We start from the raw sequence: 10,952 nt of genomic DNA, 5'->3' as shown, positions 1-10,952 counted from the left end.
CTCACGCTTTGCAGCAGCGGAAGGATTTCTTCAAACTTTTCTCGACTGATGTCGCTGGCGTAAGGCTTTCTCATCCCGCCATTATCCGGCTATTCGGATAGATTGTGAACACGTTCTAAGACAGGGTATGACATGATAACAACTAACTCGGCAACGGGCTTGCCACCGCAGTCGCCGCCAACCTTGCGCAGCGATGCGCGCGTCATCGCCCTGGTGGGACTGGCGCATGGCGTGTCGCACTTCTACCATCTGATCCTTGCGGCCCTGTTCGTCTGGCTGAAACCCGCTTTCGACCTGTCGTACGCGGAACTGGGCCTGCTGATGACAGTGTTTTTCATCATCTCGGGCGTGGGGCAGGCGCTGGCCGGCTTTGTCGTCGACCGCTTCGGCGCCCGCGCCGTGTTGTTTTCCGGCATATTCTTGCTGGGCGTGTCGGCGCTGGCCCTGTCCACCGCGCACAGCTATGCGGCGCTGATGCTGGGCGCCATGCTGGCCGGCATGGGCAACAGCGTGTTCCATCCGGCCGACTACACGATACTCAACCAGCGTGTCTCGGCGGCCCGCGTGGCCTACGGCTTTTCCGTGCATGGCATCAGCGGCAATATCGGCTGGGCCCTGGCGCCCCTGTTCATGACGTATGTTGCCACCCAGTATGACTGGCGGGTCGCGCTGCAATGTGCGGCCGTGCTGCCGTTTGGCGTGCTGCTGATCCTGTTCCTGAACCGCCACGCCATCCGTCCCGAGCCTGTCAAGCAGGCCACGCCGGGCCAGGCCGCCAGTGGCGAAGGCACGCTGGACTTTTTGCGCCTGCCGGCCGTGTGGATGTGCTTTGCCTTCTTCTTCATTACCGCCATCGCCCTGGGCGGCATTCAGAGCTTTGCCAGCGTGGCCCTGGTCAAGCTGTACGGCATGAGCCTGGCGCTGGCCACCAGCGCCTACACGGCCTATATGCTGGCCTCGGCCGTGGGCATGCTGGCCGGCGGCGTGGTGGGCGCGCGCAGCAAGCAGCCGGACCGCAACGTGGCGATCGCCTTTTCTGCCGCCGCCCTGCTTGCCGTGCTGCTGGCCATGGCCGTCGTGCCGGCCTGGGGCGCAGTGGTGCTGATGGGCGCCGTCGGCCTGACGTCCGGCGTGGCAGGGCCGTCGCGCGACTTGATGATACGCGCGGCAGCGCCCAAGAATGCTACCGGGCGCGTGTATGGCGTCGTGTATTCGGGCCTCGACAGTGGCCTGGCCGTGGGGCCCCTGTTCTTTGGCGCGCTGATGGATGGCGACCATCCGGCCCTGCTATTCGTTTTCATCGGCGTGTTCCAGGCGCTGGCCATCGCCACGGCCGTGGGCGTGGGCGGGAAAACACGTGCCGCAGCGCTGCAAAAGGCATAGAATCGTTGCCATCTTTCACTCAAGGAGTCCCCATGACCTTTGCCACCACCGACCTGTGCGACGACTACGCAGCCATGCTCGACGATGGTACCCTGGCCGTGCTGCCGCCCGTGTACCGCGCCTTTGGCCAGCGCGTGCGTTTCAGCGGCCCTGCCACCACCTTGCACGTGTTCGAGGACAATGCCCTCGTGCGCAGCACCCTGGAAACGCCGGGCCAGGGTCATGTGCTGGTGATCGATGGCGGCGGCAGCCTGCGCCGCGCGCTGGTGGGCGGCCAACTGGGCGTGCTGGCCGAAAGCAACGGCTGGGCTGGCATCGTCGTCGATGGCTGCATCCGCGACAGCGAGGAAATCAATGTCTGCCAGATCGGCGTGCGCGCGCTGGCCACGCATCCGCGCAAGAGCAACAAGGCGGGCACGGGCCAGCGTGACGTGCGCGTGCAGATCAGCGGCGTGGCCGTGCATCCTGGCGACTGGATCTACGCCGATGCGGACGGCATCCTGGTGGCGCGCCAGGAACTCGATTGACGGCGCAAGCGCTGCGCCGTGCTTGTATCGGCGCAGCGCGCCTGAGGACGTTGCAAATTGTCTACATTGGATATATTTTTGCAAAGTTCTTTGATTTTCATCATGGCTGAGATATGATTTCACTTAAGGTAACTTTAATATCAACAAAGCAAGGAAATCAGCTCATGAAAATCGCCACCATCGCAGCAGTTGTCGCCCTGTTTGCTGCAGGCACCGCCAGCGCCAGCCCCGTCAACCTGATCACGAATGGCAATTTTGAAACGGTCGCTTCCGGCTACACTTTCGACAGCGGTTTTAAAGTCGTCAACAGCGGTTCGTCGGCCATCACTGGCTGGACCGTGGGCGCCAGTTCCGTCGACCTGATCCGCAATGCCTACAATGCCATCAATGGCTATAGCATCGATTTGCTGGGTACGCCAGGTCCGGGTTTCCTGTCGCAAAATTTCAGTGTCGTTGCCGGCCAGACGTATCACCTGAGCTTTGACATGGCGCGCAATTCCGGCGGCCCGGCAGGCCAGGGCGTGGCTGTCAATTTCGGTGGCGTGGCAGGCGATTTCTATTCGACGGCCGCCGCGTCGAACACCTTGTACAGCAACACCCTGAGCTTCACGGCCGCCACCACCGGCCTGGCAACCCTGTCGTTTGCCAGCGCCGCCAAGGCTGGCACGCCGTTCGACAATTACTCGGGCGCCGTGATCGACAACGTTTCCGTCATGGCCGCCGTGCCGGAACCGGAAACCTATGCCATGCTGCTGGCTGGCCTGGGTCTGATGGGTTTCCTGCGCCGCCGCAAGGCCGCCAAGTAAATCCTGCTCTGTTTCATGTCAAAACCGCCTGCTGCGTCGCACAGGCGGTTTTTTGTTTTTCAGGGGTCTGGCGCACCGTTCGCGCCGAGCAACAGCCGCCACGGCAGTCATCCAGCGCGCTGCATCGCATCCCCGCGCAATGGACAGGCCGCCGCCTGCGGCCCCAGCCGCCGCGCCAGTTCGCCGCGCAACTGCGTCAATCCCGCGATGCGCGCATCGATGTCGCCCAGCTTGCGCGCCAGCGCCGCGCGCAGCAATTGCGCCGTGGCGGGATCGCCGGCGCTGGCCAGCAGCGGCATGTCGGCCTCGATTTCCGCCAGGGTAAAGCCCAGCTGCTGCGCCGTGCGCAGGTAGCGCAGCCAGTCAGCCGCTTCGGGCGGGTAATCGCGGTAGCCATTCGCGCCGCGCCGCGCGCGCAGCAAGCCCCGTTTTTCATAAAATCGCAGGGTATCGCGGCTCAAGCCCGTCGCCTGCGCCATCTCGCCGATCTGCATGGAGGTTTCCTTCATAAAATGCTTGACCATGGAGTGTACTCCAGCCTTGATCATGGGTGCTTTCCAATGACAGGAGTTGCCATGTTGTCCGTTTCCGCCTTCCGCCGCCTGGTGCGCGTCAGCGCCATTTATGATGTGCTCATGACGGCCGCATTCGCCACACCGTGGACGTTCTTGCTCTTGCGCGAGCACTTGAGTGCCCTCAACGTGGGTCTGGGCGGCGTGCCGCTGCCCCTCTTCGAGCCGTTTCATCTGTTCATCAGCAGCTTGCTGGGCAGCGTGGTGATGGTCTGGTCGGTGCTGCGCATCGTCGACCCGCAGCCGCGCTTCGGCCGCTATGACGCGGCGGCGCGCTACCTGTTTTCCACCTGGATGGCGTGGGCGCTGCTGGTGACGGGCCAGCCCGTGCTATGGCTGTTCATCGTGCCGGAACTGGCCTGGGGTCTCGCGCAAAGCTTGCCGCTGCGCCGCGGCGAAGGCGCGCGGGGAGGGACGCCATACGAATCGTTGTTGAGATGACGATAACGAAATGCAATAATGGCCGTGCTCGCAGTGCAACAATGACTGCAATGAACGACTATTAAAGGGATGATTATGCAGCAGGATGCCGCAGGAAAAAACATGGCGTTGCTCGATCCGGTGGTGGCGCCGCGCATCGCGGTGACGCGCCTGGTGACGGGCCTGCTGCAAGGCTTGCTGCTGTACTGGCTGTACAGCACGGCGCAAGACAAGGTGTGGCCCGCCACGGAAGCCTATCTGCTGGGGCCGTTCATGCTGATCAGCTTGCTGCTGCCCATTTTGCTGGTGTCCAGCCTGGGCCACATGTCGCTCAAGCGCATCGGCCTGTGGATGGCGGGTGCTGCCGCCGTGCTGGCCGTGCTGGCCTGGCATGACGTGGCGCGCGGCGCCGAGCACGTCATCTGGGGCAACTACAAGCCGGGTGCACCGCTACGCGTGATTTCCGCCCAGCTGTTCGGTTTTTGCGTGGTGGGCTTGTATATCGCCCATGCGCTGGTGCTGGCCAGCGCCCAGGATGGCCAGCGCATTGCCCGCTATCCAACCTACTTTGAAATCGCCTGGAAGCTGGGCATCCAGCTGCTGTTTTCCCTGCTGTTCGTGCTGGGCCTGTGGCTGGTGCTGTGGCTGGGGGGGCAACTGTTCTTGCTGATCAAGCTGAGTTTCCTGAAAAAACTGCTGGGCCAGGCCTGGTTCGTGATTCCCGTCATCTGCTTCGCGTTTTCGTTCGCCATTCACATCACGGACGTGCGCCCATCCATCGTGCGCGGCATCCGCACCTTGCTGCTGGTGCTGCTGTCGTGGCTGATGCCGATCGCCGCCGTGCTGGTTTCCGGTTTCCTGCTGACCCTGCCATTCATCGGCTTCGAGCGCCTGTGGGCCACGCGCCATGCGGCGTCCGTGCTGCTGGGCATGGCCGGCGTGCTGGTGGTGCTGATCAATGCCGCCTTCCAGAATGGCGAAGTGGGCCATGGCGTGGCGCGCGGCATCCGCCTGGGCACGCGCCTGGCCTGTCTGCTGCTGCCGTGGGTGGTGGGCATCGCCATTTATGCGCTGACCCTGCGCGTGATGTCACATGGCTGGACGGCCGACCGCCTGATCGCTGCCGCCTGCCTGCTGGTCGCCACCTGCTACGCCGCCGGCTATGCCTGGGCGGCCAGCAAGTATGGCGACTGGCTGCATCTGATCGCCAACGTCAACGTGGCTACCGCCTTTGTCACCCTGCTGGTACTGTTTGCCCTGTTCTCGCCGCTGGCGGACCCGGCGCGCATTTCCGTGGCCAGCCAGATGGCGCGTCTGGAGAGCGGCAAGGTTGGCGTGGACAAGTTCGATTTCGAGTACCTGCGCTTCCAGGGCGCCCACTATGGCCAGGCGGCCTTGCAGGAATTGAGCAAACGCACGACGGGGCCGGACGCGGCCATCGTGCGGGCCCGCGCCGAGGCCATGCTCAAGCGCCAGAACCGCCTCGACGAGACGGGTGCGCTGAGCGACGTGTCGATCAACTTGACCCTGCGCCCGGCGACGGCGAAGTTACCGGACAGCTTCCTGCGCCAGGACTGGACGCAAGTGAGTCCGGCCTGGCGCCTGCCCGCCTGTTTGAAGCGGGCAGGGCCGCAGTGCGATGCCTACCTGCTCGATTTCGATGGCGATGGCAAGCAGGACGTGTTGCTGATCAGCAATGATCCGCGTGCCTCGTCGGTCTTGCTGACAGAAAAGGAAGATGGCAGCTGGTCTGCGCGCGGGCAAATCCCCGTGGATGCCCTGCGCTGCAAGCCCCTGCGCGAGAAACTGCAGGCCGGCGAATTCCAGCTGGTGCCGCCGAAAGTGCGCGAGCTGGAAATCGACGGCCAGCGCGTGCCGATGACTTTATATACGCCAGAGGACGAGGTCAGCTGCCCGGACGAGACGGCGCCGAGCCCGTAAATGGCAGTGAGAGGACTTGGCGCACCTGACAAACCCTCTTGCTTGTTATGAAGGCGGATACTAATGACCCAAGCTATGACAGAAAGCGTGAAGAGAAAATGAAGAGCTCACGGGACTGGACGAATGGAGCGAGCTTAAGATAAGACATCTGAAAGAGCGATTAGAGGCACTGGGAAACTAAACGACAATTTTGGCCGCAAGTCGCTGAAAAATGTACGCCAGAGCAAGATGTCCCTTCGGGGCGATAGTGGTCGTTTTGCGAGACTACTTTGAGCCGAGGCGCTCGAAAGCCGAGGCTCGCTAACCCTGTCGCCCGTGTTGAATGTCCGCATAGTTTATTTAAGAAGGAATGGATGCCAAAAATATCTATATCGCTCGCAATGCCAAGTAATAATTTGGATGCTGTGAAATTGATTCATAAGGTAACGGGGTTGCCACTTGGTGTGGCAAAAGAAAAGATTTCGATGGGAGAAAAGGGAATATTTTATTCTACTGAATTATTCCTCAATGATCACGCCATTAGGGACAAGGAAATTAGAGCAATAATCCATGGATTTCATGAAATCGGTCTCGATTTGTATATTGCTGAAATACCTTATGATCAAGATTGGGATGATGCAGTTGATATCGATCGTATAGATGAAGAAATATTGGAGAATATGTTGGATAGCGCAGACGATTAGAAAAGGAGCAAGAAGACCGGCCCTGTCGCTGCTGCGGGAATATGCGTCAAGTGAGCTTATCAGTAGTCGCTCAGACTTGAGCTGGCAGCCGCTGTCTTTTGCCCATCGCTTTTTACGCTTTCATTTATTGCCATCCTAGAGGAAAATATTTGTTCGCCAGCGTGCCGATTTTGTGTGCCGTCACCCGTTGCTGGGAGGACGCACCGATTGCCCATTCCACCTAAGCAAGGAGGCGCCATGAACAAACAGATCATCCTCAACCTGCCCGTGAAGGACCTGGGCCAATCCAAGGCCTTTTTTTCCGCTCTCGGCTTTACCTTCAATCCCCGCTTCAGCGGCGAGAACGCGGCGTTCATGAGCATCGTCGACGGCGCCATCCAGGCCATGCTGACGACTGAGCCCTTCTTCCAGTCCCTGATCGACAAGCCGGTCGCGAATGCCAAGGAAGCCAATGAAGTCGTCATTTGCCTGAGTTGCGAAAGCCGGGAAGAGGTGGACAGCCTGATCGCCAAGGCCCTTGCCGCTGGTGGCCGCATACCGCATCCGCCCGAGGACCATGGCTTCATGTATGACCAGGGTTTCGAGGATATCGATGGCCACCTGTGGAACCTGGTCTGGACGGCGCCAGAAGCCTGAGGCGCCGAGCAGGTTGCCGAGGGCGGGGAAACGCCGGATCAGTTTTTCGTGCGCACCTGGCGCACGTGGTTTTCCAGTTCGCTGAACGAGGGGCGTTCCGTGGCGGAAATGACCTTGCGACCGAATTCCACGGCCAGCGCCGGCGCATAGCCGTTCAGGCTGGCCAATAAGGTCACTTTCACGCACTGGTACATCTTCGTCGTTTCATGGTGCTTGCGGCGCAGCAAGCTGGCCAGCGGCGCGATGAAGCCGTAGGCCAGCAAGATGCCGATGAAGGTGCCCACCAGCGCCTGCGCGATCAGCACGCCCAGCTCGGCCGGCGGCAAGCCGACGGACGCCATGGTATGCACCACGCCCATCACGGCGGCCACGATGCCGAAGGCGGGCATGGCGTCGGCCAGCTGCGAAATCGTCTGGATCGGCATTTCCGCATCTTCATGGTGCGTCTCGATCTCGTTATCCATCAGGTTTTCGATCTGGTAGGCATCCATATTGCCCGACACCATCAGGCGCAGGTAATCGGTGATGAATTCCAGGATGTGCTCGTCACCGAGCGTGTACGGGTATTTCACGAAGATGGGACTGCGGTAGGGGTCGTCGATATCGTCCTCGACCGACATCAAGCCTTCCTTGCGGATCTTGCTGAGGATTTCATACATCAGCCCCATCAATTCCATGTAGCGCGCCTTCGTGTATTGCGAGCCGTGGAACAGGGTGGGCAGGGCGGCGAACGTGGCGCGGATGGCCTTGGCGTCGTTGCCGATAAAGAAGGTGCCCAGCGCGGCGCCGCCGATCATCAACAATTCCAGCGGCTGGAACAGGGCCGCCAGGTGGCCGCCCTGCATGGCGAAGCCGCCGAAGACGGAAAACAGCACAACGAGAAATCCGAGTATGACTAGCAAAACTTACTCCTTCATAACATTGCCATATCGCAATATTGTAGTTTAACCTGATTCGCCCGCCGTGGCCGTTTCCGGCTGCAACTGCTGTCCGAGAAAATTGATAAAAGCGCGCACTTTGGCGGGCAACTGGTGGCGGCTGGGGTAGTAGGCGTACAGGTCGGCGGGCGCCAGCGCGTAGTCGGCCAGCACCACGCGCAGGCGGCCACTGTCGAGGTGGCGGGCCAGGTCCCATTGCGAGCGCAGCAGGATGCGGTGCCCGTCCAGCGCCCAGCCCGGCACAACGTCGCCAGCGTTGCTGGACACCGTGCCGCGCACCTTGACCGTGTGGGTGGCGCGGGCACGGCTCAAACGCCAGACGCCGTAATCGTCATCGTTTTGCCAGTGCACGATGCCACGGTGCTGCACCAGCACGGCTGGTCGCGCAGCCGCTGCATTCCGCACGGCGGCCACCAGATGTCACTGAAGATCGCGGCCGGCCTGGGCCTGGGCGGCTATGAGTCCTACCCTGATTTATTCCAGCCTTTCGGCGGCTTCCCCGATGGCGTCAAGGTGGAAAACGGCCACATCACCATGCCGGATCTCGTCGGCATTGGCTTCGAGGGCAAGGCGAACTTGTATGCGGAAATGCGGGCCCTGAGCGGGCAATAGCGTCATTCGCTGCGCTGCCAGAAGCGCAGCCGGTTGCCGAACGGGTCCGCCACTTCCAGGATGCGGCCCCAGTCTTCGTCGCGGATGCCGGGCCGCGCATACGGGTAATCCTTGGCCTGCAGCTCCGCGTGCAGGGCGGCGATGTCATCGACGGGGATCAGCAGCGCCGCACCCGGCGTGGCGTCGCCGTAATGTTCGGACAGGTGCAGCACCAGCTCGCCGCGCGTCACCTGCAGGTACAGCGGAGCGGTGGGCTCGAAGCGATGTTCCCAGTCCAGGGTAAAACCGAGGAAATCGAGGTAGAACTCGCGCGCTTTCGCTTCGGAGAAGATGCGCAGGATGGGGATGGCAGGGGACAGCTGCATGGTGGCCCTTTCAACAAAAGTGGCAAGACCATCATTCTAGCCTCAGGCCAGCACCTGCCGTTTGATCTGCGCGGCGGGACTGGTCTTTTCCCAGCGGAACAGCCACATGATGATCAGCTTGGTCGTGGCGCTGACGCAGGCGAGCAGCAGCAGGGGCCAGCCCGTCGATAGCCCCATGACGCAGGCAAAGAAAATGGTGCTGATATCCATCGCCAGGATGAACTGGCTCATTTTCAGGGACACGGCGCCCGTCTTGCCCGAGCGGTAGATGAGCCGGATCTGGTGCGCATAGCCCTGCGCCAGCAGCACGGTGACGGCGACGATCAGGCTTTGCGACAGCACGCGCTTTTCATCGCTGAACGTGGGGCCGAAGGCCAGCCCCGCCACGCCCGCGCACAGCAGCAGCGTACAGGCCAGCAGTGCATTGCGCGATGTCAGGCTGCGGCGGTCGCGGTCAATTTCATACAGGATGGCCAGCGCGATCAAGGAGGCGATCAAACGGGGCCAGACGATGTAGTGATTGAACGGCGTGATGGAATAGCCATACACGAAGAACGCACAATACGCGAGGAAGCTGACGCTGAACTGGTTGATCGACAGGATGTCCGTCGTCTTGCCGGCGCCGATGCCGGCATCGTGCTTGCGCTGCCAGATTTTTTGCAGCTGCGACCACAGGCCAAGCAGGCTGACGACGATGAAGAGGGAATTGAGGCTGCCGGCGAGGGTGTAGAGAAAAGGGGGCTGCAAGGTATCTCCTGGAATGGCCAAGGCATCGCTGCCGTGACAGGCTGCCTTGTCTATACATTTTATTTGGATAACATGCTCTCATGAAATAAATTGTCACGCAAGCAATTCTTTGCTGCCGCAGCCTGTTGCAGCAGTACTTGCCTGAACTCACCTGTTCCTGCGCTTGCCCTTATAATCAGGGCATGACTTTCTTATCACTTCGTGCCCGCTCCGTGCTGGGCAGCATCGGCAAAATGGCCGTTTCCCTGATTCTCCTGTTGACTGCACTGTGGGGCGCGCTGGCGCTGTGGTACCAGCTATCCGGCGGCATGGCGGCGCAAGCCATCGGCGCGCTGTTGTGGGGCGCGCTGGGCGTGGCCAGCATCGCGCTGTGGTGGATGCGCGGCGATGCGCGCGTGCTGCTGCCGTATGCGGCCGGTTTTATCCTGCTGCTCGTGTGGTGGAGCCTGATCACGCCGAAGCAGCAGCGCGTGTGGGCCGACGACGTGGCGCGCAATGTCACGGGCAAGGTGACGGGCAATCTGGTCACCCTGGACAATGTGCGCAATTTCGATTGGCGCAGCGATGACGATTACACGGTCCAGTGGGAGCAGCGCAGCTACGACCTCGACGAGCTGCGCACGGTGGATACGGCGCTGTCATACTGGACGGGCCCCTACATAGCGCACACGCTGATCTCCTTCGGCTTTGCCGACGGGCGCTTTTTGACGTTTTCCATCGAGATCCGCAAGGAAAAGGGCGAGAGTTTTTCCGCCATCGGTGGCTTTTTCAAGCATTTCGAGATGAGCCTGATCGCTGCCGACGAGCGCGACATCCTGCGCGTGCGCACGAATGCGCGGGGCGAGGACATGCATTTGTACCGCGTGATGATGCCGAAAGCGGCCATGCGCTCGCTGTTCCTGGCCTACCTGGGCGAAGCGCAAGCGCTGAAGGCCAAGCCGCAGTTCTACCATACCCTGACGGCCAACTGCACCACCATCGTCTTCGAAATGGTGCGCCGCATCGTGCCGGGCCTGCCGTTCGACTACCGTCTGCTGGCCTCGGGCTACCTGGACCGTTATCTGTTCGACGTCCAGGGCCTGGTGCCTGGCTTGACCTTCCAGCAGCTGCGTATAGGGGGCCACATCACGGCGCGCGCGCGGGCCGCCAACGACGATGCGGATTTTTCGCACGCCATCCGCCGCGGCATGCCGGGCTACGATGAGGCAGGCTACCCGAAGCTGCAAATGCCCAAGCAATAGCCGCCTGCCTTATACTGTCGCTATTCCGTCCGGCCGCACATTGCGGCCGGTCTCACTTTACGACTATACAAGAAGGCCCGC

The 10,952-nt window shown here is 61.3% G+C and carries 13 protein-coding genes and 1 pseudogene; 9 read left to right on the top strand and 5 right to left on the bottom strand.

Annotated elements, in window-relative coordinates:
* Positions 1–132: 132 nt before the first annotated feature.
* The 3 genes from ACQ4WP_RS26805 to ACQ4WP_RS26795 all read left to right on the top strand — a co-directional run bounded on the left by ACQ4WP_RS26805 (position 133) and on the right by ACQ4WP_RS26795 (position 2,716).
* Complete coding sequence (locus ACQ4WP_RS26805) at positions 133–1,383, top strand: MFS transporter (RefSeq protein ID WP_436525972.1); 1,251 nt, start codon at positions 133–135, stop codon at positions 1,381–1,383.
* Positions 1,384–1,415: 32 nt separating this feature from the next.
* Positions 1,416–1,910 (top strand): ribonuclease E activity regulator RraA, encoded by a 495-nt coding sequence (rraA, locus tag ACQ4WP_RS26800; protein ID WP_436525970.1) that lies wholly within the window; start codon positions 1,416–1,418, stop codon positions 1,908–1,910.
* Between the two features lie 164 nt (positions 1,911–2,074).
* Positions 2,075–2,716, top strand: coding sequence for a choice-of-anchor C family protein (locus ACQ4WP_RS26795; RefSeq protein ID WP_436525968.1), 642 nt, complete (start codon positions 2,075–2,077; stop codon positions 2,714–2,716).
* A gap of 107 nt (positions 2,717–2,823) precedes the next feature.
* On the opposite strand, the gene ACQ4WP_RS26790 is transcribed toward ACQ4WP_RS26795, so the two are convergent.
* The gene (locus ACQ4WP_RS26790) at positions 2,824–3,210 is read right to left on the bottom strand and encodes a MerR family transcriptional regulator (protein WP_436525978.1); all 387 of its coding nucleotides are present in this window, start codon (positions 3,208–3,210) and stop codon (positions 2,824–2,826) included.
* Positions 3,211–3,291: 81 nt separating this feature from the next.
* Between ACQ4WP_RS26790 and ACQ4WP_RS26785 the strand changes: the two genes are divergently transcribed.
* From ACQ4WP_RS26785 to ACQ4WP_RS26770, 4 genes are all read left to right on the top strand, one after another.
* On the top strand, positions 3,292–3,729 hold the full coding sequence (locus ACQ4WP_RS26785; protein ID WP_436525966.1) for a hypothetical protein: 438 nt from the start codon (positions 3,292–3,294) through the stop codon (positions 3,727–3,729).
* 102 nt (positions 3,730–3,831) lie between these two features.
* On the top strand, positions 3,832–5,649 hold the full coding sequence (locus ACQ4WP_RS26780) for a DUF4153 domain-containing protein (protein ID WP_436525964.1): 1,818 nt from the start codon (positions 3,832–3,834) through the stop codon (positions 5,647–5,649).
* 353 nt (positions 5,650–6,002) lie between these two features.
* Entirely contained in the window at positions 6,003–6,332 is a 330-nt protein-coding gene (locus ACQ4WP_RS26775; RefSeq protein ID WP_436525962.1) for a hypothetical protein, read from the top strand.
* Between the two features lie 237 nt (positions 6,333–6,569).
* The gene (locus tag ACQ4WP_RS26770; protein ID WP_436525960.1) at positions 6,570–6,968 is read left to right on the top strand and encodes a VOC family protein; all 399 of its coding nucleotides are present in this window, start codon (positions 6,570–6,572) and stop codon (positions 6,966–6,968) included.
* A 38-nt stretch (positions 6,969–7,006) separates the two neighbouring features.
* Here ACQ4WP_RS26770 and motA read toward each other — a convergent pair whose 3' ends face one another.
* The gene (gene motA, locus ACQ4WP_RS26765) at positions 7,007–7,870 is read right to left on the bottom strand and encodes a flagellar motor stator protein MotA (protein ID WP_436525958.1); all 864 of its coding nucleotides are present in this window, start codon (positions 7,868–7,870) and stop codon (positions 7,007–7,009) included.
* A 42-nt stretch (positions 7,871–7,912) separates the two neighbouring features.
* Positions 7,913–8,257 (bottom strand): LysR substrate-binding domain-containing protein, encoded by a 345-nt coding sequence (locus ACQ4WP_RS26760; protein WP_436525976.1) that lies wholly within the window; start codon positions 8,255–8,257, stop codon positions 7,913–7,915.
* A gap of 9 nt (positions 8,258–8,266) precedes the next feature.
* Between ACQ4WP_RS26760 and ACQ4WP_RS26755 the strand changes: the two are divergent.
* Positions 8,267–8,518, top strand: a pseudogene (locus ACQ4WP_RS26755) (mandelate racemase); the annotation flags it as partial.
* A gap of 2 nt (positions 8,519–8,520) precedes the next feature.
* On the opposite strand, the gene ACQ4WP_RS26750 reads toward ACQ4WP_RS26755, so the two are convergent.
* On the bottom strand, positions 8,521–8,883 hold the full coding sequence (locus ACQ4WP_RS26750; protein WP_436525956.1) for a glyoxalase superfamily protein: 363 nt from the start codon (positions 8,881–8,883) through the stop codon (positions 8,521–8,523).
* A gap of 42 nt (positions 8,884–8,925) precedes the next feature.
* On the bottom strand, positions 8,926–9,630 hold the full coding sequence (locus tag ACQ4WP_RS26745) for a hypothetical protein (RefSeq protein WP_436525954.1): 705 nt from the start codon (positions 9,628–9,630) through the stop codon (positions 8,926–8,928).
* A gap of 182 nt (positions 9,631–9,812) precedes the next feature.
* Here ACQ4WP_RS26745 and ACQ4WP_RS26740 point away from each other — a divergent pair, with 182 nt between their 5' ends.
* The gene (locus tag ACQ4WP_RS26740; RefSeq protein ID WP_436525952.1) at positions 9,813–10,871 is read left to right on the top strand and encodes an Lnb N-terminal periplasmic domain-containing protein; all 1,059 of its coding nucleotides are present in this window, start codon (positions 9,813–9,815) and stop codon (positions 10,869–10,871) included.
* The last annotated feature ends 81 nt before the right edge of the window (positions 10,872–10,952 follow it).

Origin of the sequence: Janthinobacterium lyxosi (assembly GCF_051380665.1) — a bacterium.
Taxonomy (GTDB): Bacteria; Pseudomonadota; Gammaproteobacteria; order Burkholderiales; family Burkholderiaceae_D; genus Janthinobacterium.
This window is presented reverse-complemented; position numbering and strand designations above follow the sequence as displayed.